The sequence below is a fragment of the Flavobacterium sp. genome (genome assembly GCF_043778725.1).
Classification (GTDB): domain Bacteria; phylum Bacteroidota; class Bacteroidia; order Flavobacteriales; family Flavobacteriaceae; genus Flavobacterium.
This window is the reverse complement of the sequence record NZ_JAYWFT010000105.1, coordinates 1-22,240: the sequence shown is the minus strand read 5'-3', so window position 1 is coordinate 22,240 and position 22,240 is coordinate 1. Positions and strand designations below refer to the sequence as shown.

At 32.5% G+C, this 22,240-nt stretch carries 22 protein-coding genes; 9 read left to right on the top strand and 13 right to left on the bottom strand.

Annotated elements, in window-relative coordinates; genetic code table 11:
- Positions 1-25 precede the first annotated feature (25 nt).
- From ACH2CG_RS09830 to ACH2CG_RS09805, 6 genes are all read right to left on the bottom strand, one after another.
- Positions 26-922 (bottom strand): lysophospholipid acyltransferase family protein, encoded by an 897-nt coding sequence (locus ACH2CG_RS09830; protein WP_395064672.1) that lies wholly within the window; start codon positions 920-922, stop codon positions 26-28.
- Between the two features lie 27 nt (positions 923-949).
- Entirely contained in the window at positions 950-1,141 is a 192-nt protein-coding gene (locus ACH2CG_RS09825) for a hypothetical protein (protein WP_395064670.1), read from the bottom strand.
- Positions 1,142-1,249: 108 nt separating this feature from the next.
- Positions 1,250-2,662, bottom strand: coding sequence for an efflux transporter outer membrane subunit (locus tag ACH2CG_RS09820; RefSeq protein ID WP_395064668.1), 1,413 nt, complete (start codon positions 2,660-2,662; stop codon positions 1,250-1,252).
- A 73-nt stretch (positions 2,663-2,735) separates the two neighbouring features.
- On the bottom strand, positions 2,736-5,906 hold the full coding sequence (locus ACH2CG_RS09815) for an efflux RND transporter permease subunit (protein ID WP_395064666.1): 3,171 nt from the start codon (positions 5,904-5,906) through the stop codon (positions 2,736-2,738).
- A gap of 24 nt (positions 5,907-5,930) precedes the next feature.
- Complete coding sequence (locus tag ACH2CG_RS09810; RefSeq protein ID WP_395064664.1) at positions 5,931-7,061, bottom strand: efflux RND transporter periplasmic adaptor subunit; 1,131 nt, start codon at positions 7,059-7,061, stop codon at positions 5,931-5,933.
- 214 nt (positions 7,062-7,275) lie between these two features.
- Positions 7,276-7,854: a TetR/AcrR family transcriptional regulator gene (locus ACH2CG_RS09805; protein ID WP_395064662.1), complete on the bottom strand. Its 579-nt coding sequence runs from the start codon at positions 7,852-7,854 to the stop codon at positions 7,276-7,278.
- A 220-nt stretch (positions 7,855-8,074) separates the two neighbouring features.
- Between ACH2CG_RS09805 and ACH2CG_RS09800 the strand changes: the two genes are divergently transcribed.
- Positions 8,075-8,557 carry a DNA-deoxyinosine glycosylase gene (locus tag ACH2CG_RS09800; protein ID WP_395064660.1) on the top strand — a complete coding sequence of 161 codons (483 nt, stop codon included), beginning with the start codon at positions 8,075-8,077 and terminating at the stop codon, positions 8,555-8,557.
- Between the two features lie 133 nt (positions 8,558-8,690).
- On the opposite strand, the gene ACH2CG_RS09795 is transcribed toward ACH2CG_RS09800, so the two are convergent.
- Positions 8,691-9,143 (bottom strand): Lrp/AsnC family transcriptional regulator, encoded by a 453-nt coding sequence (locus ACH2CG_RS09795; protein ID WP_395064658.1) that lies wholly within the window; start codon positions 9,141-9,143, stop codon positions 8,691-8,693.
- Between the two features lie 331 nt (positions 9,144-9,474).
- Here ACH2CG_RS09795 and ACH2CG_RS09790 point away from each other — a divergent pair, with 331 nt between their 5' ends.
- On the top strand, positions 9,475-10,692 hold the full coding sequence (locus ACH2CG_RS09790) for an aminotransferase class I/II-fold pyridoxal phosphate-dependent enzyme (RefSeq protein WP_395064656.1): 1,218 nt from the start codon (positions 9,475-9,477) through the stop codon (positions 10,690-10,692).
- 77 nt (positions 10,693-10,769) lie between these two features.
- Here the strand turns inward: ACH2CG_RS09790 and ACH2CG_RS09785 are convergent, their stop codons facing one another.
- Together ACH2CG_RS09785 and katG are read right to left on the bottom strand one after the other, a co-directional pair.
- Positions 10,770-12,653 (bottom strand): amino acid permease, encoded by a 1,884-nt coding sequence (locus ACH2CG_RS09785; RefSeq protein WP_395064654.1) that lies wholly within the window; start codon positions 12,651-12,653, stop codon positions 10,770-10,772.
- Positions 12,654-12,830: 177 nt separating this feature from the next.
- Positions 12,831-15,104 carry a catalase/peroxidase HPI gene (gene katG / locus ACH2CG_RS09780; RefSeq protein ID WP_395064652.1) on the bottom strand — a complete coding sequence of 758 codons (2,274 nt, stop codon included), beginning with the start codon at positions 15,102-15,104 and terminating at the stop codon, positions 12,831-12,833.
- 307 nt (positions 15,105-15,411) lie between these two features.
- Here katG and ACH2CG_RS09775 point away from each other — a divergent pair, with 307 nt between their 5' ends.
- The 4 genes from ACH2CG_RS09775 (at position 15,412) to ACH2CG_RS09760 (ending at position 17,749) form a co-directional block, all read left to right on the top strand.
- Positions 15,412-16,047, top strand: coding sequence for a peroxiredoxin (locus ACH2CG_RS09775; RefSeq protein WP_395064650.1), 636 nt, complete (start codon positions 15,412-15,414; stop codon positions 16,045-16,047).
- 80 nt (positions 16,048-16,127) lie between these two features.
- The gene (locus ACH2CG_RS09770) at positions 16,128-16,436 is read left to right on the top strand and encodes a thioredoxin family protein (RefSeq protein ID WP_395064648.1); all 309 of its coding nucleotides are present in this window, start codon (positions 16,128-16,130) and stop codon (positions 16,434-16,436) included.
- A gap of 1 nt (position 16,437) precedes the next feature.
- Positions 16,438-16,695 (top strand): DUF6952 family protein, encoded by a 258-nt coding sequence (locus tag ACH2CG_RS09765; protein WP_395064646.1) that lies wholly within the window; start codon positions 16,438-16,440, stop codon positions 16,693-16,695.
- An 88-nt stretch (positions 16,696-16,783) separates the two neighbouring features.
- Positions 16,784-17,749, top strand: coding sequence for a hypothetical protein (locus tag ACH2CG_RS09760; protein WP_395064644.1), 966 nt, complete (start codon positions 16,784-16,786; stop codon positions 17,747-17,749).
- Positions 17,750-18,248: 499 nt separating this feature from the next.
- Here ACH2CG_RS09760 and ACH2CG_RS09755 read toward each other — a convergent pair whose 3' ends face one another.
- The 4 genes from ACH2CG_RS09755 to ACH2CG_RS09740 all read right to left on the bottom strand — a co-directional run bounded on the left by ACH2CG_RS09755 (position 18,249) and on the right by ACH2CG_RS09740 (position 20,344).
- Positions 18,249-18,857 (bottom strand): protein-tyrosine-phosphatase, encoded by a 609-nt coding sequence (locus tag ACH2CG_RS09755; RefSeq protein ID WP_395064642.1) that lies wholly within the window; start codon positions 18,855-18,857, stop codon positions 18,249-18,251.
- A 1-nt stretch (position 18,858) separates the two neighbouring features.
- Entirely contained in the window at positions 18,859-19,476 is a 618-nt protein-coding gene (locus ACH2CG_RS09750) for a class I SAM-dependent methyltransferase (RefSeq protein ID WP_395064640.1), read from the bottom strand.
- A gap of 2 nt (positions 19,477-19,478) precedes the next feature.
- Entirely contained in the window at positions 19,479-19,952 is a 474-nt protein-coding gene (locus tag ACH2CG_RS09745; RefSeq protein ID WP_395064638.1) for a DUF6428 family protein, read from the bottom strand.
- 68 nt (positions 19,953-20,020) lie between these two features.
- Positions 20,021-20,344, bottom strand: coding sequence for an ArsR/SmtB family transcription factor (locus ACH2CG_RS09740; protein ID WP_395064636.1), 324 nt, complete (start codon positions 20,342-20,344; stop codon positions 20,021-20,023).
- Between the two features lie 164 nt (positions 20,345-20,508).
- On the opposite strand from ACH2CG_RS09740, the gene tpx reads away from it, so the two are divergent.
- The 3 genes from tpx to ACH2CG_RS09725 all read left to right on the top strand — a co-directional run.
- Positions 20,509-21,006, top strand: coding sequence for a thiol peroxidase (gene tpx / locus ACH2CG_RS09735; protein WP_395064634.1), 498 nt, complete (start codon positions 20,509-20,511; stop codon positions 21,004-21,006).
- A 4-nt stretch (positions 21,007-21,010) separates the two neighbouring features.
- Positions 21,011-21,385 (top strand): diacylglycerol kinase, encoded by a 375-nt coding sequence (locus tag ACH2CG_RS09730; RefSeq protein WP_395064632.1) that lies wholly within the window; start codon positions 21,011-21,013, stop codon positions 21,383-21,385.
- A 48-nt stretch (positions 21,386-21,433) separates the two neighbouring features.
- On the top strand, positions 21,434-22,240 hold an 807-nt coding region (locus ACH2CG_RS09725), incomplete at its 3' end, for a DNA translocase FtsK 4TM domain-containing protein (protein WP_395064630.1).

Here is a 22,240-nt window from a genome sequence, read left to right as displayed (position 1 = left end):
AGGTTATACTAGTTAAAAATTGTCTTTATAACTGCAACTCCATCGAATTGTCAATCCATCGTTTATTGTACTCTTTTTTGTAAATGTGCTTCCAACGCTTGTGACTCCATAAATAATTTTCTGGATTACTTTTAATGGCATTCTCTAGTTTTTTAGTAAAAATATTGGTTATGCTACCAATATTATATTCCTCAGAAAAATCAAATATTGGAGTCAAAACAAATTTATAATGTCCTCTTTTTTCTCTGATGATTTTGGCAAAAAGAGTTGGCGTTTTGTGCGAAGCTGTGTACAATTCTGAACCGCTAATGAAAGCTGTAGGCTGTGATAAAAAAGACGTCCAAAAACTTCTTTTAGGCACATTCGGATTTTGATCGGCAACTAATATTAAAACATGTTGTTGGTTGGAAAAGACTTCCATTTCTTTTTTCATGTTCTTAGACGAAACCATTTTAGAACCAAAACGACTTCTAATTTTAAGCATAAAATCATTGAAAGACTTACTGCTCAATGGCTTATAAGCAACGGCTATATTAGAGTTTTTAAAAGTTGATCCAATGTGTGCATTTGCCCATTCCCAATTGAATTGATGACCTAGATAAATATGACAATTTTGATTTTCTGAAAGTATTTTTTCTAGTTCAGAATAATCGGCTGTAATATGCGATTGCAAGTTTTTTTCAGACATTGACAATAATTTTAAAGTTTCTATAAAATTATCGCAGAAGTTATTGTAAAATTGTTTTTCAATTTTAATTCTTTCATTTTCATTAAGATAACTAAAAGATTTAGCAATGTTTTCTTTCACAACAATGCGTCTGTATTTAAAAACATGATACAACATGTAAGCACACAAATCTGAAAAAAGATATAAAATCCGTAACGGAATTAAGGATATAGGATAAAGTAAAAAGGTAATCATTTTTTGTGAGTTTTTAGTTTTATAACATCAATTTGCAAAGACTTTATCAATATCAATTAATTGAAAATTTAATTTGTATTTTAAATCAACTTCCATTTCTTGATTTGAAATTATTTCTTTTTGAGCCTCTTCTGAAACTTCATTTTTAAAAAGGTCATTGGTAGTACATTTTCTTTTTCCAAAAAAGGAAAAGTTGTTAGGACAGTTTTCATTTTTCATTTTTATTTTTATTTAATTACTTGGTTTTTTTATGACACATAGAAACATAGATTTTAAAATTTATGATAGGCTTTTCTATATTTCTATGTGTTTAATTTTATTTATAAATCACTCCCATCCGCCACCTAAAGCGCGGTACAATTCTACATTAGCAATTAGTCGATCTTTTTTTATAGACGCCAATTCCAACTCGGCTTGTAAAAGATAACTTTGTGCAATTATTACTTCTAGATATGTTGCCATACCGTTTTTGAAAAGCATGTTGGCGTTTACAATGGATTTTTTCAAAGTTTCAACACGCTGGTTTGCAATGGTAAATTCTTTCTCTTGCTTATCGATTTTTACCAATGCATTGGAAACTTCTCCAACAGCAACTAGCACCGTTTGCTTGAAGCGTAAAACCGATTGATCTCTTCCTATTTTCGCAATTTCATAACGAGTTTTTAGTTTTTTACTGTTTAAAAGTGGCGCAACCAATCCTCCTGTAACCGACCCAAATAAGGATGCTGGAATATTGAACCAATTGTTAAATTCAAACGAATTCACGCCAGTTACAGCCGTAATATTTAACGATGGATACAAACTCGCTTTGGCAATTCCGACTTGTGCATTGGCGATTTTTAATTCTAATTCAGCACTTTTTACATCTGGACGTTTACTAAGTAATTGCGACGGAATTCCAGCAGAAAGATTGTCTTTCACCACCAAATTGTTAAGCAAACTTTGACGCTTTTGCACTTCGGGAAAAGTTCCAGTTAAAACACTCAAAGCGTTTTCCTGAATTTGAATATTCTTCTCTAATTCCGGAATAAGTTGTGCCGCAATTAATCGTTGTGCTTCGGTTTGTTGCTTCGCCAATAAATTTACTTGTCCAGCATCGTATTGAAGATTTACTACAAACAACGTGCTGTCGTTTAAAACCAATGTTTTCTTAGCAATTTCTAGTTGAGCATCCAGCATCAGCAAATCATAAAATCCGTTAGAAACAGTAGCAACAACAGAAGTTTGCAATGCTTTTTTCGCTTCAGTAGTTTGCATGTAAGCAGCTAAAGCACTTTTCTTTTGGTTCTTAATTTTACCCCAAATATCAGCTTCCCAAGAAAAGTTTAATCCTGCAGAAAAATCTTCAAGGTGGTTTTTTCCGAGAAACTGACTCGTACTTAATCCGTTAAGGCTATTTTCAGAAAGTCTTGTTGTAGTCGCATTTGCATAAGCATTTATTTGCGGAACATTTCCCCATTTGGCTTGTTTGTATTGCAAATTGGCTATCGTGATGTTCTTTTCAGCAATTTGCAAATCGTTATTTTTTGCCAAAGCAATGTCAATTAATTCAACCAAATCAGCTTCTGAGAAAAACGATTTCCATTTGATATCGGCTATATTCATTGTATCTTTTGCAACTGAATTTCTGAAACTTTCTGGAAGTTCTATTTTAGAATTCTGTTGAGAAAATACTGTAAATCCTGTTATCAGTAAGAGAAAAGCAATTGGCTTCTTTATGTATTTATTAGTGTATTTCATTTTTGATGATTTTAATTTTTAATTACTCTGTCGGGATTTTGAACCCTGACAGAGTTCTAGCTTTATTTCTAAGTTACTCTTTAGAATGCTTTTCGTTATTCAAAACTGCCAACGGTTTTCCAGTTACTTTTTCTTGTAAATATTGGAATACAATAAACAATACCGGAATGATAAATATTCCCAAAAGAACTCCAGAAATCATTCCGCCTGCCGCACCAATACTAATAGAATGGTTTCCTAAAGCCGATGGACCAGTAGCACGCATCATCGGAATTAATCCAACAACAAAGGCAAATGAAGTCATTATAATTGGTCGCAAACGCAACTTTGCAGCTTCTAATGCTGATGCTAAAAGAGATTTACCAGCACGTCGTCTCTGAATGGCATATTCTACAATAAGAATAGCATTTTTGGCGAGTAATCCGATGAGCATAATTAAAGCAACTTGTACATAAATATTGTTTTCAATTCCTGCCAAACCAATGGCAACAAATACTCCGAATATTCCTGTTGGAATCGATAATATCACCGCTGCCGGAAGAATATAACTTTCATATTGTGCTGCTAATAAGAAGAATACAAACAACAAACTCAATCCGAAGATTACTGCTGATTGTCCCGAGGAAGTAATTTCTTCTTTAGTTAAACCAGAAAATTCTATGGTATATCCTTTTGGTAATTGCGTTTCGGCAACTTCTTGCACGGCTTTAATTGCAGCACCAGAACTAAATCCGGGTTTGGCAATAGCATTGACACTAATCGAGTTAAAAAGGTTGTATCTCGAAGCGGTTTCTGATCCTAAAATGGGTTTTAATTTTACCAAAGTTGATACTGGAACCATTTCGCCTTGACGGTTTTTTACAAACACACCATTCAGTGATTCGGGTTTGTTTCTTGCATCGGCTTCGGCCTGAACCACAACTCTGTAATACTTTCCAAATCGGTTAAAATCTGATGCTTGAGAACTACCAAAATACGCTTGCATTGTTTGAAGAATATCCCTAACATTTACGCCCAATTGTTCGGCTTTTACATCATCAACTTCCATTTCCAACTGTGGATAATCGGCCTTGAAACTTGTAAAAGCTACAGCAATTTCGGGACGTTTCATCAATTCTCCAATAAATTGTGTGCTGATACCACTAAACTTGCTAATGCTTCCTCCTGTTTTATCTTTTAGAACAATATCCAAACCATCAACATTATTAAATCCGGGAACGGTTGGAAAAGTGAACACGAAGAAATTAGCGCCTTTAATGTTACCCAATCTTCCTCTCACATCGTTCATAATGTCATTGATATCTTTCAATTCACCACGTTCTTTGGCAGGTTTTAGCAATATAAAGATTACTCCAGCCGATGGACTGCTTGATTGTGTAAGCAAATTAAATCCTGAAAGTACATTCAATGTTTTTTGCGAAGGCAATGTGCCTAATGTTTTTTCAACTTCGGTCATTGCAGTTTTAGTTCGTTCTAAAGATGCTCCTGCTGGCATCGACATTGAGATTGCAATAAAACCTTGATCTTCTGATGGAATAAAACCTGTTGGTGTGGTTTTCACCAAATAAAAAGTCGCTAAAACTACTACTGCCAGTCCACCAAGACTTACCCATTTATTTTTGATTAAAAACTGAAGACTTTTTACATATTTAGTCGTTAATTTATCAAATCCTGTGTTGAAACCAACAAAGAATTTTTCTTTAAAATTCTTCGGTTTTTCTGGTTCTCCATGAGCATCATGCGGTACATCTTTTAAGAATAAAGCCGCCAATGCTGGACTCAATGTTAAGGCATTTACAGCAGAAATTACGATAGCAATTGCTAATGTAAAAGCAAATTGTCTATAAAAAACACCTGTCGAACCTTCCATAAATCCAACTGGAAGAAATACTGCCGACATTACTAAAGTTATCGAGATAATCGCGCCAGTAATTTCGCTCATGGCAGATGTTGTAGCCGCTTTGGCAGACAACTTTTTACTATGCATTTTCTCATGAACTGCCTCGACGACGACAATGGCATCATCGACTACAATTCCGATAGCAAGCACTAATGCGAATAATGTTAGAAGATTAATAGAAAATCCAAATACTTGCATGAAAAAGAACGTTCCTAAAATAGAAACTGGAACCGCAATGGCCGGAATTAATGTCGCTCTAAAATCTTGAAGGAATAGGAAAACTACAATAAATACCAAGATAAAAGCTTCAATCAACGTAGATTTTACTTGCGCAATAGACAAGTCTAATGAATCTTTGGTATTGTAAAGAATTAAATGTTTTACATCTTTTGGAAAATCTTTCGATGCTTTGTTCATCATTTCTTTAATTGCAATTTGAACATCACTAGAATTGGAACCTGGTAACTGATATATTGCAATATTCAAACCTGCTTTTCCATCAATTCTTGTGCTACTAGAATACCTGTATGAACCCAATTCGATTCGAGCAACATCTTTTAATCGCAACACAGAACCATCCGAATTGGAATGAATTACAATGTTTTCATATTCTTCTGGTTTGTTTAATTTTCCTTTATATTTTAGTACATATTCAAACGCTTCGTTGCTACTTTCACCAAATCTTCCGGGCGCAGCTTCTAAGTTTTTATCTTGTATGGCACCCATAACTTCTTTTGGAGTTAAGTTGTAACTTGCCATTTTTGCAGGATTCAACCACACACGAAGTGAATAATCTTTACTTCCTCCAAAAATTAAAGCTTGACCAACTCCGGGAATTCTTTTCAAATCGGGAATTAAATTGATTTGAGCATAATTAGCAAGAAACGTTTGATCGTATTGCTTTTCGTTTTCCGATAATAAATCGACTACCATCAGCAAACTATTTTGCTGTTTCGTAGTAGAAATTCCGGCTTGAACAACTTCTTGTGGTAATTGACTTGTGGCTTGAGAAACTCTATTCTGAACATTAACCGCAGCTTGATCAGGATTGGTACCCAATTTAAAGTTGACTGTAATCACCAAAGAACCGTCGTTACTGGCAGTAGAACTCATGTAACTCATGTTTTCTACACCATTAATTGCTTCTTCTAATGATGGTGCTACCGAACGTAAAACGGTTTCTGCATTAGCGCCTGGATAAAGTGCCACCACTTGAACTGCTGGTGGCGCAATATCTGGAAATTGTTGTAAAGGAAGTGATGTTAAACCTATAACTCCTAGGATAACTATAAGTATAGCGATGACTGTTGACAGAACTGGCCTGTCAATAAATTTTTGTAACATATTGATTGTTTGTTAGTTATTGAATTATAATTTGGCTACTACTTTCTTAGTAGTATCTGGAATTATAGTTGCGCCATCAGGTAGGTTTTCAAAACCTTTTAGTACAATTCGGTCACCTGTTTTGATACCTTCTTTTACTAAATAATTGGTGCCGCTTTTTCCTGAAACTTGAATGGGTTGTCTTGCAATGTTGTTCTTTTTATCTACAAGAACTACATACAACTTGTCTTGAATTTCTATAGTTGCTTCTTGCGGAATTACAATAGAATTATCGTGCTGAATACTAATTTTAACCTTGCCTGTATTTCCCGATCGTAACAATCCGTTAGCATTTGGAAACTTCGCTCTCAAGGTAATTGCTCCAGTAGTTTTGTCAAATTGACCGTCTACCATATCAACTTTTCCTGTTTGTGAATAGATTGAATTATCTGATAAAACTAATGAAACTGGAGGCAAGTTCTTTAACTTATCGTTGATTGTTGCTCCTTGATAATTGGATTTGAAGTTGATAAAATCGTTTTCACCTAAAGAGAAGTAAGCATAGATTTCTTTAGTATCTGAAAGTCTTGTCAACGCTTCTGGATCGTTTTGACTTATTAAACTTCCTTGTTTTTTTGGTAATCTTCCAATGTAACCGCTTACTGGCGCTTTTATTAGAGTGTAGTTTACATTGATTTGTGCTGCTTCTACTGTTGCTCTATTTTGAGCAACATTGGCTTTAGCAATACTAAAATTGGCTTTAGCAGTTTTCAATTGATAGTCAGAAACTACTTTGTTCAGTACCAAAGGTGTTAGCTTTTCTACTTCAAGTTGGGCATTGATTAGTGATGCTTCGGCAGCGTTCAAACTAGCGGTAGCGTTGTTCAATTGTTGACGGTAAGGATTGTCGTTGATTTTGAATAAAGGCTGACCTTGGTTTACATAAGCACCTTCATCGACATAAATCTTGTCTAAAGTTCCGTTTACTTGCGGACGAATTTCTACATCATTTTTACCTTGAATGGCTACTGGAAATTCTGTTTCGGTTACCGCCGATTGGTAAGCGATGTTTAAAACTGGTAATGTTGCAGGTGCATTGGCAGGCGCACCTTCGTTTTTATTAGCACAACTTACTAAAAGTAAAGCGATTATGCTTAAAGAGAAAATTGTTTTCATGTTAGGAATGGATTTAAATTAATGTTAAGTTTTGGTTATTATTCTGAAACAATCATTCCAGAATTATGCGTGTTTTATTGAATTTTTGTGTGATTATTATATATTTAATTCTGAAACAATCGTTTCAGATAACAATGTGATTATGAATAAAATAGGTAATTATTTTTATAGTTCATTCTGAAATAAACGTTCCAGAATTAATTTTAAAAAAAAGCTAACGTGTAATTTGTTTAATAAGGTAATCTGCCATTTTTTTAATCCGAATTGGATTTCTATCTAATATATAAGATTGTTTCCAACCAGTAAACGATGTCATGATGTATTCTGCCATAAGTGTTGCATCTTCAGAGCCATCCAATTCTTTATCATCAATGGCTTTTTGAACAACACCTGCCAAGAATTGAAGAAAGATTTCATTGTTTTGGCTCATGACTCTTCTCACTTCATTGTCTTCGGGCGCAATTTCAAAAACGGTTTTTATTCCTAAACAACCTTTTTCGCAATCTACAATCCAAGTAGCCTTATCGTTTATGATATTGATAAGTGCTTGTTTAGAAGAGGTTTGTTTAGCAACTTTTTCTTTTATTTCTAGCATTGCGTTATCGAAATAACTGCTGATGCATTTCATAAATAATTGATGTTTATCACCAATGGTATTGTACAAACTACTTCTATTAATTTGCATGGCATCAACTAGATCTTGCATAGAAGTTGCCTGATAGCCTTTTTCCCAAAAGACGTTCATTGCTTTTTCTATGATTTCACATTCGTTAAATTCGACAGTACGTGCCATTGCATTTATAAATTATGGGGCAAAGATAAAAAACATTTTGAAACAGTCGTTCCAGAATTAACAATTATTTTTAAACTATTTTTAAAATCCCAGTAAAATCAAATAGTAAGGATCTTTTATAAAGTTAACAAAATACTTATTTTAATTGTTTAAAAGCCATTTTGCTAATCCTAATTCCTACATTTGTAACGTTCACTATCTGAAAAAAAATTACTTACTAATGATAAAATATTCATTTGAACCGATATCAAATAAGGAAGCAACTATTTTAATTTTAGGTACTATACCTGGCGAACAATCTATTTTGTTAAATCAATATTATGGACATGTGCGCAACAATTTCTGGAAGTTATTGTTCACTATTTTTGAAACACCATTTTCAGATGATTATGAAAATAAAAAAATATTATTATTACAAAACAAGATTGCTTTGTGGGATGTTTTGCAAGTCTGTGAAAGAAAAGGAAGCCTTGATAGCGCTATAAAAAATGAGGTCGCCAATGATTTCGAAGATTTTCTAAAAAATCATTCCAAAATCAATCACATTTTCTTTAACGGACAAAAAGCGTCTAGTTTCTTTAAAAAATATGTAGTCCTTGAAAAACAGTATCAAACTACAATATTACCATCTACAAGTCCGGCAAATGCAAGTAAAACATTTGAAAAAAAGCTTTCGGAATGGAAGGCTATTCTTTTAGAATAGAACCAAGAAATAGTAAATAATTTGCAAACAAAAGTTTCGATACTCTTTAGATATAGATGAAAAAAAATCTAGTATTGAAACAATAAATTCACACTAAAATCACTAAAAATTATTTAGTAAAAGTCCATAAAAATTAAATCTTAAAAGCTGTTGTATTTTTAACTTCACCAATCATAAAAGTGCTGTGAGTGCTGCCAATGTGTTGCAGCGTTGTTAGTTTTGTAACTAAGAATTCACGGTATTCATCCATATCTTTTAGGCAAATTTTCAAGATGTAATCATAATCGCCACTAACGTGAAAACATTCTAGAACTTCGTCAAGTTTTATAACCTCTTTCTCAAATTGATTGATGAATTCCTTAGTGTGTTGCAACAACTTTAAATGACAGAAAACTACAAATCCTTTATTGATTTTGTTCCTGTTTAAAAGCGCAACATATTTATCTACAATTCCTTCGCGTTCTAATTTTTTTATGCGTTCGTAAACTGCTGTGACTGATAAATTTAGTTTTAAAGACAACTCTTTGGTTGTTTTTTTAGAATCCGTTTGGAGTAATTCAAGTAATTTTTTATCTATTGCGTCCATATTTTTTTGTTTATTAGTTAAGGCACTTCGACTGCGCTCAGTGAGACAGAATGTAGATTTAATTAAAAATCTATTAAACTAAATAATTTATTTCAAAAATAGTTATATTTTCTTTATATTAAACATTTAATAGTTTTTTATTCTATATTTTAAATTATATATTGTTTTTAGTTCTTAGAATTTGTTTTTTTGATGATTGTTATTAATTAACGTAAAACCCTAGCCCAGATAGAAGTGAAAATCCTTTTTTTAATTGCCTTGGGTTCAAACCCAAGGCAATTGAAAAAAGATTGCAACGGATAGCTGGAAAAAGCTCCTAAAAAAACTTAAAATGAAAAACTTTAATCCTGCGGATAAAATTCAAGATTTACAATATTTTGGCGAATTTGGTGGTGTAAATCCATCCATTTCAGATAGTTCTACTTATACTTTTCTTTCGGCTAAAACGATGTTTGACACGTTTGAGGGCAATGCCGAAGGTTGTTATTTATATTCTAGACATTCGTCGCCGAGTAATTTATATTTAGATCAGGCGTTGGCTGCGATGGAAGGTACGGAAACTGCGAATGTTTCGGCATCTGGAATGGGCGCAATTACTCCTACTCTATTGCAATTGTGTAGTAATGGCGATCACATTGTTTCGAGTAGGACGATTTATGGCGGAACGTATGCTTTTTTGAAGAATTTCACACCGAGATTTGGTATTAAAACATCGTTTGTTGACATCACAAAACTGGACGTTGTGGAAGCTGCAATTACTGATAAAACGAAAGTTATTTATTGTGAAACGGTGAGTAATCCTTTATTGGAAGTGGCTGATATTACTGGTTTGGCAAGGATTGCAAAGAAACATAATTTGAAATTGGTAGTTGACAATACGTTTTCGCCTTTGAGTGTTGCTCCGATAAAATTGGGTGCCGATATTGTACTTCACAGTCTGACGAAATACATTAACGGAAGTAGTGATACGGTTGGTGGCGTAACTTGTGCATCGAGAGAATTTATCAATAGCTTGAAAGATGTGAACAGTGGCGCAAGTATGTTACTTGGCCCAACGATGGATAGTTTACGCAGTGCAAGTGTTATGAAAAACCTACGAACTTTGCACATTAGAATGAAACAACACAGTTACAATGCAATGTATTTAGCTCAGAAATTTGAAAATGACGGATTGAAAGTGGTTTATCCTGGTTTGGCGAGTCATCCGAGTCATGAATTGTATGCCGGAATGATTAATAAGGAATACGGTTTTGGTGGAATGATGACGGTTGATGTGGGATCGATTGAAAAAGCCAACGAGTTGATGGAATTAATGCAAGAAATAAATTTAGGTTACTTGGCAGTGAGTTTAGGATTTTACAAAACGTTATTTTCAGCGCCTGGAACTTCTACATCTAGTGAAATTCCTTTGGAAGAACAACTGGAAATGGGCTTGACTGATGGCTTGATTCGTTTTTCTATTGGTTTGGATAATGATATTGAACGCACATATCAAATGATGAAAGGTTGTATGGTTGAGTTGGGTGTTTTGGAGAATGTGATAAGCTAGATTTAAAATATTTTTATATTTGAAATCCGTTTGAGAAATTTCTCAAACGGATTTTTTTTATTTAAAACTGAAACCTGTTACGCTTTCAAATTCAACTTACTATTTTTATACCCATAAATAAAGTAAAATATTAATCCGATCACTAGCCAAACTCCGAACCACATCCAGTTGGAAACCGCCATTCCAGTAAGTAAATAACAGCAAGAAACCAATCCTAATAAAGGAATTAACGATAAGTTTTTGGTGAACGATAAAAAAGTCATTACTAGGCAAACTACAAAAAACATCCAAAAAGGTAAATTTGTAAAGAACAATTTAACTCCTGAATTATACTTATGGTCTTCAATTATTGGCAAACTATCAATTAGTTTTTTATATTCTATTTTATCATTTTTAAGTTTTAAATTTAAAAAATCTATAATTTTATTTGAATCTTCAATTTCATTTAGTTTTAAAAAAGTAAAAACTTTTTTCTTCTCATTTACACTAATATTTTCTAAAATTTTTGACGGATTATAAACTTGTTTTTGGTTTGTAACAAAGTCTACAGTTTCTTTATTAAATTTTATGATCGCAATTAGTAATGATATAAATATTATCGCAGGAAAAATAAATTTCGAATTTACATACGGAATTCTGAATTTTCCTTTGGTAGCGCGTTCGGCAAGTTCGGCTTCACTTTGTGGAGAAAGCATTAAAACACCACCACAAACCAATACAAACGCAAATAAAGTTCCGATACTGGTGAAGTCTAATACAAAATTTTCATCAGTAAAGAATATCGGAATTCCCACAACCAAACCTGTTACAATAGTAGCAAATCCTGGCGTTTTATATTTAGGATGAATTTCAGAGAATTTCTTTGGCATCAATCCATCACGAGACATTGTCATCCAAATTCTAGGTTGTCCCATTTGGAACACCAATAATACACTTGTCATGGCAACCACAGCAGCAATTGATACAATAAATAACATCCATTTTACACCTTTTAAAGCAAAAATTTCTGCTAATGGATCGCTTACACCAAGTAATTCATAAGAAACCATTCCGGTAATAACCAAGGCTAAAACTATAAAAACTACGGTGCAAATTACCAACGAATAAATCATTCCTTTAGGTAAATCGCGTTGGGGATTTTTACTTTCTTCTGCCAAAGTCGATACGGCATCGAAACCAATATAAGCAAAGAAAACAGCTGAAACTCCGCCCATAACTCCACTAAAACCATTTGGCATAAATGGTGTCCAATTGTCAATATCTATATAAAAAGCTCCGACAATAATTACTAAAGCAATAATAGCCAACTTAATGTAAACCATTATATTACTAAAGTTTTTAGATTCTTTTGTTCCTCTATAAACCAAATACGTAATTAATAAATTGATGACCACAGCAGGCAAATCGAAAATAATTTTTAATCCTCCAATAACTGGTGCGTTTTTCCAAGCCATCAATCCTTCAGTGCCTTTATTTGCTACTACAGCATCAACTGCCGATTTGTAATTTATAGTCAGCCATTCGGGCAAATGAATATGAAAAGTTTCTAATAAATTGGTGAAATAGCCACTCCAAGAAAATGCGATATAAATGTTACCTATAGAATATTCCATAATCAATGCCCAACCGATAATCCAAGCGAAAATTTCTCCAAAAGATACGTAGGCATAGGTGTATGCACTTCCAGAAACTGGTACACGTGAAGCGAATTCGGCATAGCACATTGCTGTAAATCCGCATGCTATGGCACACATAATGTATAAAATAACAACTGCTGGTCCACCAGAAAAACAAGCGTTTCCTATGGCACTAAATGTTCCGCCACCAATAATTGCAGCTATTCCGAAAAAAGTTAAATCTTTAACTGTTAACACTTTATTTAATCCAGAATGTTCGCCATCGCCTCCTTCTTGAATGATTACTTTAGTTGATTTTTTTCGAAATAAATTAGAAAAATTCATATAGTTTGGTTTGATAATAGTATAATTTAAAATTAACGCTTTGCTAACTTTTGGTGAAAACAAATATATAAAACTTAGTGAATAAAATAATTAATAATTTAATAACAACTTTAGGTCAATAAAAAAAGGCAATCCATTACAGACTACCTTTCGTTTTGTATAATTATTTTAAGCAATTTAAACCAAATCAAATCGGTCTGCATTCATAACTTTATTCCATGCATAAATAAAATCGTGAACGAATTGCTCTTTTGCATCATTACTTGCATACACTTCTGCAATTGCTCTTAACTCGGTATTTGAACCAAAAATTAAGTCAACACGAGTTCCAATCCATTTGATATCGCCAGTTTTTCTATCACTTCCTATAAAAGTTTCGCTAGATTCGGTAACGGATTTCCATGTTGTTCCTAGATCGAGTAAATTTACAAAGAAATCGTTGGTCAAAGTTTCTGGTTGGTGAGTGAAAACTCCAGTTTTAGATTGATCAAAATTGGTGTTTAAAACTCTCATTCCGGCAACTAACAAGGCCATTTCTGGCGCTGTAAGATTTAATAATTGTGCTTTGTCTATTAACAACTCTTCTGCCGAAACTGTAAACTCAGTTTTAGAATAATTTCTGAAACCATCAGTTTGAGGTTCTAAAACATTAAAAGAATCAACGTCTGTTTGTTCTTGAGAAGCATCAGCTCTTCCAGGAGTAAAAGGAACTTTTACATCGTATCCACCATTTTTAGCTGCTTTTTCAATTCCTACAGAACCAGCTAAAATAATTAAGTCTGCAATAGAAACTTGTTTATTACCTAATTGTGATTGATTAAAGTCGTTTTGAATTTTTTCAAAAACAGACAACACTTTAGACAATTGTGTCGGATTATTAACTTTCCAATCTCTTTGTGGTAACAATCTTAGGCGACCACCATTTGCACCACCACGTTTGTCTGAACCTCTAAAAGTTGATGCTGATGCCCAAGCTGTAGAAACCAATTCGGATATAGACAATCCTGACGCATCAATGGCAGCTTTTAAACTATTGATATCATCTTCATTAATTATCTGATAGTTTACTTGTGGAATTGGATCTTGCCAAAGCAAATCTTCTGCTGGAACTTCTGCTCCTAAATATAATGATTTTGGTCCCATATCTCTGTGGGTTAACTTGAACCAAGCTCTTGCAAATGCATCATTAAATTCATCTGGATTTGCAAGGAAATGTCTTGATATTTTTTCGTATGCTGGATCAACTCGCAAGGCTATATCTGTTGTTAGCATAAACGGCTGATGTGTTCTTGAGGCATCATGAGCATCTGGAACCGTTCCTGCGCCACCATTATCTTTAGGTTTCCATTGGTGTGCTCCAGCCGGACTTTTAGTTAATTCCCATTCAAATCCGAATAAATTTTCAAAATAATTATGGCTCCATTTACTTGGAGTTGTAGTCCATGCACCTTCTAATCCGCTGGTAATTGTATCGCCTCCATGACCTGTTCCATAATTATTTTTCCAACCTAAGCTTTGCAATTCAATTCCTGCAGCTGCTGGTTCTAATTCGATATATTTACTTGGATCGGCTGCACCATGTGTCTTTCCTAAAGTGTGTCCACCAGCAATTAGCGCAACAGTTTCTTCATCATTCATTGCCATCCTTGCAAATGTTTCTCTAATATCGTGAGCCGATTTTAATGGATCAGGATTTCCGTTTGGTCCTTCTGGATTTACATAAATTAACCCCATTTGTACTGCTGCCAATGGATATTCTAAATCTCTTTCGCCAGAATATCTGTTATCTGCAAGCCATTCTCTTTCTGAACCCCAATAAATATCTTCTTGTGGTTCCCAAGTATCAACTCTTCCTCCAGCAAAACCAAATGTTTTAAATCCGGCAACTTCTAAAGCGCAATTTCCAGCTAAAATCATTAAATCTGCCCAAGAAATTTTCTTGCCATATTTTTGTTTTATTGTCCAAAGTAATAATCGTGCTTTATCAAGATTAGCATTATCAGGCCAACTGTTTAATGGTGCAAAACGCTGACTTCCAGCTCCAGATCCACCTCTTCCATCAGCTGTACGATAAGTTCCTGCGCTGTGCCAAGCCATACGTATAAAAAATCCAGAGTAAGTTCCATAATCTGCTGGCCACCAATCTTGTGATGTAGTAATAACATCATTAATATCCTTTTTTAATTCTGCTAAATCCAACGATTTAAATGCTGCTGCATAATTAAAATCTTTATTCATCGGATTTGATAATGATGAATGCTGACGAAGAATATTTAAACGCAATTGATTTGGCCACCAATCTCTATTAATTGGTCCTTTGCTGTTCATCTGTTTGATTTTAGCATTTTCCATATTAATTGGTCCTCCAGCTGCGCTATCGCCACCAAAAGGACATTTGCCTTCACCATTTACATTGTAAGATCCTTTGTTGTCGTTCGGGTTATTTTCCATAGTATTGTTGATTTTATATTGTTCTTGAAAGCAAATTTACCAAATAAAATCCTTACCTGAATTAATTTTTAATAGATAAAAACTATAGTAGATTCTGAAATATTTTTATAGAAAAAATTATTTAAATATAAATGTTAGGATAATTTCAAATTCCTAAAACACCAAAAATCACAAAGTTTTTAACTAAGCTATGTTATAAATTAAAATTATCATTATATAATAAAATATAATCAAAAACTATTTTAAAAGTTAGGTATTGTAATTACTTTTGCACCGAATTTAAAATAACATTTAAACCATATACATTATGTCATTAGTAGGAAAAAAATTCCCAAACATTACAGTAGATGCTATCTCTTTTATGGGAGATAATTTAAGAATCAATATTCTTGATGAAGCGCTAGACAACAAGAAAAAAGTAATTTTATTTTGGTATCCTAAAGATTTTACTTTTGTTTGTCCAACAGAGTTGCACGCTTTTCAGGCTGCATTACAAGAATTTGAAAAAAGAAATACTACAGTTATTGGTGCTTCATGCGACACTAACGAAGTTCACTTTGCTTGGTTAAATACAGCAAAAGATAACGGAGGAATTGAAGGTGTAACGTATCCATTATTGGCAGATACAACTAGAAATTTAGCATCAGCGTTGGAAATTCTTGATGCCGAGTGGGTTTATAATGAAGACTTAAATGATGAAATTCTTGAAGGTTCAAATGTAACTTTTAGAGCGACTTATTTAATTGATGAAGACGGAAAAATTTTCCACGAAAGTGTAAACGATATGCCATTGGGTAGAAATGTAAACGAATATTTACGTTTAATTGATGCTTACACACATGTTCAAACTAAAGGTGAAGTTTGTCCTGCAAACTGGGAAGAAGGTAAAGACGCCATGAGTGCTGACAGAAATTCTACAGCTGCCTATTTAGCTTCTCATTAATAATATGTCAATTAGATAATGTGTCAATTAGTCAATTTATCTGCACATTATCTAATTTTCTAATTAAAAAATTACAAAAAATGTTTTCAGAAATAGAACAAGATAATTTAGCCGAAATTGTGGCTTCAAATGATGTAGTTGTGGTTCAATATGCTGCATCTTGGTGCGGAAATTGCAGAATCATGAAACCTAAATTCAAAATGTTGGCTTCACAAAACGAAGGAGCTCATTTTTTAATTGTTGATGCTGAGAAATTTCCGGAGTCTAGAAAAATGGCCAAAGTTGATAACTTGCCAACTTTTGCAACTTTTAAAAATGGTGTATTTGTAAACCAAAGTCAAACTACCAAAGTTGAAATTTTAACCGAATTAGTTAACGAAGTAGTTTAATATGAAATTACCAGTTATAAAACATTTGAACCAATTTATAGAAGAAAACGATCAAGATTATTTGGTAGAAACTATTGAAGTTCTTGAAAACCTTTGCGAACTTTCTTCCTTGAAAGACGAAGAATTGGAAGTTATTGGTGAGTTGATTTCTAATATGTATGGCGCACTCGAAGTGCACAAAATGATTAAAGATGGAAAAGATAAAAAAGAAGCGTTAAACGATTTTATGAAACGCGTTTTGGGTGCTATTGATAAATAGTTTCTGTCTTTTACTACTTAAAAAACTAAATGCTTTTCTTAATTGGAGAGCATTTTTTTCTTTTATTTGCTTTATTAAAATTTAATTTATGCAAAAGAAGATTATTTTTTCGGTGCTTTTTGGGCTTTCGTTTTGGTTTTTCTACAGAGGAATTCCGTTAGATTTTTTTCATGAATATTCAACTACAGTAGTTTTAATTGGAGGAATAATTACAACCTTTTTGTTTGCTTTGGCCTTATTTAATCTTGTGCCTGTTTATACAGCCAATAAAACGATTGATAAAAGTCATGATAATCTGGGCTGTGTTTTAATAGTATTTGTGGTGCTTTTCTTCTTCGGATTTTCAATTTATTTGATATATGATGAAATTGAACGTACAAGTAATGAAATAGAAAAAAATGGTATTTATACAACCGGAATAATAGTTGACGGAAGTTCTTATGCCACAAGAAAAGCCGATTTTAGTAATGTTACTATAAAATTTACAACCAAAGACGGAAAAGAACAAACTACCAAACAAGACATTTCTGCCAGTGAATTTTCTAGATTTTCTCAATATCAGGAAATTCCAATTGTATATTCAAGTCGTTATCCATCAATTTTAGAGATTTTAAGAACTGATGCTTCTATTGCTAAATATTCTAAAACTAAGATTAGAGAATTAACTTTGAAAGATTTTATCGCTATCCTGGATATGGAAACTCCCAACGAAATTAATTTATTTTTAAATGGAGTAAATCAAAAATGGGAATATGATAATGGTGGCGGTATGAATACTACTATTTACGAAAATAAATTTAAAAATATTGCATTGAAAATAACCAATAAAAAAGAATTAATTTATATACTCAATGGTGTAAACCAACAGTTTTTTGATAGAGAAATAAAAGAACTCGGATTTACTAAAACGGAAATATCAGGCGGAAAAGGAATACTGTATTCCAATGAAAACTATATTCTAAATGTTAGAATTGAAAAAATTGACACCAACGATGAAAATGATATTTTAGGTTTCAAACAAGTTAGTATTATTGATCTCTTAAAAGTAAAATGAAAAATTGCTCTTGTAATTGAGAGCATTTTTTTATTCTTTAAAAAGGGTTTTATAATTTTTCCAATTGCTGCGAACTAAAAATACATTACCAAGAAAAAGCAAAACTGCATTTAGAAATTGCTCTAGAACTATAAAGGAATTAATCAATTGAATGTTTAATCTAACAGGAAAAATTATAATATTGACAAGAGTTGGATATTTACCTGTTTTAAAGGTGATTACACAAATTAGTTCTACGAATTTTTCGTAACCAAAAAAGCAATATTTATCAATTTAATTAGAGTTGGAACTTCTACAAAAAGATCAATAACTGTGATAAAAGACTTTAAATTAGGTATTGAAAGGATGTAAACATAACAGCCTAAACCAACAACCAAATTAAATTTATTAAACAAAATTTTGGATCAAAACCCCAAATAAGTTGCAGAATAATCACCGAAGAAGTAATAAAAATAGGCTTTTTGTATTTTATAAAAAAATCTTTATTCATCATACTTTATTATTTAATTTTAGAAAACACAAAATACATTTCAGAAGCAATTTGCAAACTTCTTTCGGCGTATTTTTGGTTCATTAAATCAGTTCCATCAAAAGCTTTTGGGTCGTCATATTTTATTGGAAATCTCGCTTCAGCACCAAAAACCATCGGACAACCTTCATCGGCATTATTGCAAGTCATAATGGCACCAAAATTACTTTTCGGATTAAAATCATCAAAATAAGTTTTGGAAAAACCAATTAGTGCCAGCTGATTTTCATCAAATTTTATAGCGTAAATTGGATTAATTTCTGAGCTCAATTTCTGAATCTTAAACCCTTGATTTTCCAATGTTTCAACTACTTTTGGAAACACAGCCGTTGCTTCTGTTCCGCCAGAATAACAGAAAACATTTTTAATATTGAAATGAAAAGCCATTGTTTGAGCCCAAATTTGAGACAAATGACTTCTTCGCGAATTGTGTGTGCAAATGAAATTTAACCTAACTTGGTGATTATCTAAAACTTTCTTTTGAATATAATCGATTAAGGGTAGTAAAACTTCTTTTCTGTCTTCAGAAACCGAAATTTTAGCAATTAATTGAATGGTATTTTGTAGTTCTAAAAACATATTATTTCTTTTTGTAGGTACAAAAAATAAAATTCTGAATGGTATCAAAAGGTGTGTTGTGATTTTCTAAAAAGCAATTTATTTTATCAAATTCGCTTCCAAAAATAGTTTCAAATTTAGCTTCAGAATATTGGGTAATTTCCAATCCGCTGCATTTTAATGGTCCGTTTTCTGAAAATGTTCCTATAAATAAAAAACCACTTGTAGCAATAGCATTTACAATTAAATTTTTATAAATAACAATATCATTATCGGAAGTTAAGAAATGAAAACTTGCTCTATCGTGCCAAACATCAAACGTAATTTCTGGCTTAAAATCTAAAATATCTGAAACTATAAAAGTTACATTTTTAGACTTTTCTCCTAATCGATTTTTAATTCGTTCAATTGCATTTGCTGAAATATCCAAAAGGAATAAATTGACATATCCTAATTCTAACAAACTATCAATTAAATAACTATCGCCACCGCCAATGTCAATAATTTTGGCGTTTTTAGAAATGTTATTTTCTTTAAAAAAATTAAGTGATGTTTCAGGTTTGTGTTGGTACCAACTCACTTCAATTTCTTGCTTGGTTGCAAAAACTTTTTCCCAATGTTCTTTTTTAGAATTTCCCATGATTAACAACAACCCGAATTTGGTTCGCAAGAATTCGCTTTTGGCTTCCAATCGCCTATTTTTACTTTCATTTTTTCTGGTGGAATGCCGCAATTATCTTTGGCCAAACAATCGGTTAATTTAGATTTTAATTGAAAATTTATTCCGTCAAAATCAAGACTAAATTTTCCGATTGTTTCTTTCATTTGATATTCTACTTCAATTTCTAGATCGGGAATTTGTAGTTTATCTTGAGACAATTCAATAATATAAACCAATTTTTCTGGATGCAATCGGTGATCATAATCGTTGGCTTCCCAAAGTTGAAAATTTGCAACTTCCTCATTACGGACAACGCCACCACAATCGATAAAATTTTTAGTTATTTTACCAACTTCGGTCACGTGAAAATGATTGGGAACCAAATCGCCGTTGGGTAATTGAAAAGCAATTTGCGATAGATTTTTTAATGCTGATTTAATTTCTGATAATTTCATTTTTTTTATTTTTTTAGGTTCTGAGATTCTGAGGCTCTTAGTTTCTTAACAACTTAGTATCTTCTTTTCTAACAACATTTATTTTTAAGTTGATGTATAATTCCACCAAAATATTTTTCAATTTTCGCCATCGTATCTGGATTTAGACAATAACAAATGGCTGTTCCTTCGATGGTTCCTTTAATGATGTTGGCGTTTTTTAATTCTTTTAGATGTTGCGAAATTGTGGGTTGTGCCAATGGTAATTCGTTTACAATGTCACCACAAATACAACTATCAACCGACAATAAATAATCTACAATTGCTATCCTTGCTGGATGTGACAAAGCTTTAAACAAGCTCGCTATTTCGTTGTGTTCTACAGAAAAAGAATCAGATTTGGATGCGCCCATATTTTGTATAATTATTTTATTGCAATATTACGATAAAACAATGTTTTAATCAAATAAAAATTCCCTATTTTTTTAATTTATTTTATATGCCAAAAATTCCCAATTCCATATTCTTAATTCCTAATTATTTTCACTACTTTTGAAATCTTAAAATCATATCAAAAATGGCATCAATTACATTAGGAGGAAATCCGATAAACACCAATGGTGAATTACCAAAAGTAGGTTCAATAGCACCACAATTTCAATTAATAAAAACTGATTTATCTGTAGCAACTTTAGCTGACTTTGCAGGAAGTAAATTGGTATTAAATATTTTTCCAAGTGTTGATACAGGAACATGTGCCGCATCTGTAAGACATTTTAACGAAAGTGCAAGTAAATTAGAAAACACAAAAGTTTTATGTATTTCTAGAGATTTACCGTTTGCTCAAAAACGCTTTTGTGGCGCAGAAGGTATTGAAAATGTGGTTAATTTATCAGATTTTAACTCAGGTAGTTTTGGAAAAGATTATGGATTAGAAATGACCGACGGACCATTGTCTGGATTACATTCTAGAGTTGTAGTAGTTTTGGATGAAAACGGAACGGTAAAATATGCAGAACAAGTTTCAGAAATTGCAGATGAGCCTAATTATGACGCAGCTTTAAACGCACTTTAAGTACATGGAAGAATTTCAAAGAGATAAAACATTTTTTTCTGGAAGGTTTAAAAGTATGGGATTTGCATTGAAAGGTGCTATAAAACTTATTACTACTGAACACAGTGTAATGGTTCAAACTTCTATTGGAATCTTAATGATAATTGCTGGTTTTTACTACAATATTTCTAGAGAAGAATGGATGATTCAAACGCTTGCTATTGGGTTAGTTTTGGGAGTTGAAGGCTTGAATACCGCAGTAGAAAAAGTAGCCGATTTTATTCATCCAGAGTTTCATGAACGCATTGGTTTTATTAAGGATATTGCTGCTGGAGCAGTATTTTTTGCAGCAATGACAGCCATTGCAATAGGATGTTTGATATACATACCAAAAATATAAACGTTTCTAATATAAATTTCTACTTTTAGAGCATCTATTTAATTTCGAATGGCAAAACAGGTAAAAAAAGAAAATACAAAAACAGCTGAACCAGGAGAAAAACTTCCTTGGAAAATGAAAAGGCAATACAAAGTAGTTTTGGGTTGCCTTTTGGTACTTTTGTCAGTGGGATTGTTAGTAGCTTTCATCTCGTTCTTTATGCACGGTCAAGAAGACCAAAGTGTGGTAACGGCTTTATCGGATAGAACCAAGCAAGCTAACAATTGGCTGGGTAAAGTTGGAGCTTATTTAGCCAACTTTTTTATCTACAGAGGGTTTGGCGCAGCTTCTTTCTTATTTGTAAAATTATTTTTTATAACTGGTGCTTTCCTAGTTTTAGATTTACCTCTAAAAAAATTAAAATCAACATGGTTTTGGGATTTATTTGTTATCATTATACTTTCTATTTTATTCGGTTTTTTTGCTAATTCTATTCCTGAACTTGGTGGTACTATTGGCTATGAAATGAATTTGTTTTTTCAAGATTACATTGGAAAAGTAGGTACATTGTTGGTGTTGGTTTTTGGATTAATCATCTATTTATTATTTAAAATCAAAATTTCTCCAGACAGCATCAAATCTTTTTTTGAGAAAAAGCATAAAGAAATAAGTGATGATATTGCCAAAATGAAAACGCCTATTTCTGATACTGACAATGCTTACAATCTTGAAGAATATGCTATTGAAGAATCTAAAGATGAATTGGGCAAAGTTTTTGAAGAACCTTATATTAAACCAACATCACAATTTGAAGTAAATAAAGAAGCACTTAAACCTACAATATCAAGCTATTCTGAAATTGAATTGGAACCAAGT

Excerpts from the sequence above, each read along its gene's own strand:
- ACH2CG_RS09830 (WP_395064672.1), bottom strand. The coding sequence starts at position 922 with ATGATTACCTTTTTACTTTATCCTATATCCTTAATTCCGTTACGGATT.
- ACH2CG_RS09825 (WP_395064670.1), bottom strand. The coding sequence starts at position 1,141 with ATGAAAAATGAAAACTGTCCTAACAACTTTTCCTTTTTTGGAAAAAGA.
- ACH2CG_RS09820 (WP_395064668.1), bottom strand. The coding sequence starts at position 2,662 with ATGAAATACACTAATAAATACATAAAGAAGCCAATTGCTTTTCTCTTA.
- ACH2CG_RS09815 (WP_395064666.1), bottom strand. The coding sequence starts at position 5,906 with ATGTTACAAAAATTTATTGACAGGCCAGTTCTGTCAACAGTCATCGCT.
- ACH2CG_RS09810 (WP_395064664.1), bottom strand. The coding sequence starts at position 7,061 with ATGAAAACAATTTTCTCTTTAAGCATAATCGCTTTACTTTTAGTAAGT.
- ACH2CG_RS09805 (WP_395064662.1), bottom strand. The coding sequence starts at position 7,854 with ATGGCACGTACTGTCGAATTTAACGAATGTGAAATCATAGAAAAAGCA.
- ACH2CG_RS09800 (WP_395064660.1), top strand. The coding sequence starts at position 8,075 with ATGATAAAATATTCATTTGAACCGATATCAAATAAGGAAGCAACTATT.
- ACH2CG_RS09795 (WP_395064658.1), bottom strand. The coding sequence starts at position 9,143 with ATGGACGCAATAGATAAAAAATTACTTGAATTACTCCAAACGGATTCT.
- ACH2CG_RS09790 (WP_395064656.1), top strand. The coding sequence starts at position 9,475 with ATGAAAAACTTTAATCCTGCGGATAAAATTCAAGATTTACAATATTTT.
- ACH2CG_RS09785 (WP_395064654.1), bottom strand. The coding sequence starts at position 12,653 with ATGAATTTTTCTAATTTATTTCGAAAAAAATCAACTAAAGTAATCATT.
- katG (WP_395064652.1), bottom strand. The coding sequence starts at position 15,104 with ATGGAAAATAACCCGAACGACAACAAAGGATCTTACAATGTAAATGGT.
- ACH2CG_RS09775 (WP_395064650.1), top strand. The coding sequence starts at position 15,412 with ATGTCATTAGTAGGAAAAAAATTCCCAAACATTACAGTAGATGCTATC.
- ACH2CG_RS09770 (WP_395064648.1), top strand. The coding sequence starts at position 16,128 with ATGTTTTCAGAAATAGAACAAGATAATTTAGCCGAAATTGTGGCTTCA.
- ACH2CG_RS09765 (WP_395064646.1), top strand. The coding sequence starts at position 16,438 with ATGAAATTACCAGTTATAAAACATTTGAACCAATTTATAGAAGAAAAC.
- ACH2CG_RS09760 (WP_395064644.1), top strand. The coding sequence starts at position 16,784 with ATGCAAAAGAAGATTATTTTTTCGGTGCTTTTTGGGCTTTCGTTTTGG.
- ACH2CG_RS09755 (WP_395064642.1), bottom strand. The coding sequence starts at position 18,857 with ATGTTTTTAGAACTACAAAATACCATTCAATTAATTGCTAAAATTTCG.
- ACH2CG_RS09750 (WP_395064640.1), bottom strand. The coding sequence starts at position 19,476 with ATGGGAAATTCTAAAAAAGAACATTGGGAAAAAGTTTTTGCAACCAAG.
- ACH2CG_RS09745 (WP_395064638.1), bottom strand. The coding sequence starts at position 19,952 with ATGAAATTATCAGAAATTAAATCAGCATTAAAAAATCTATCGCAAATT.
- ACH2CG_RS09740 (WP_395064636.1), bottom strand. The coding sequence starts at position 20,344 with ATGGGCGCATCCAAATCTGATTCTTTTTCTGTAGAACACAACGAAATA.
- tpx (WP_395064634.1), top strand. The coding sequence starts at position 20,509 with ATGGCATCAATTACATTAGGAGGAAATCCGATAAACACCAATGGTGAA.
- ACH2CG_RS09730 (WP_395064632.1), top strand. The coding sequence starts at position 21,011 with ATGGAAGAATTTCAAAGAGATAAAACATTTTTTTCTGGAAGGTTTAAA.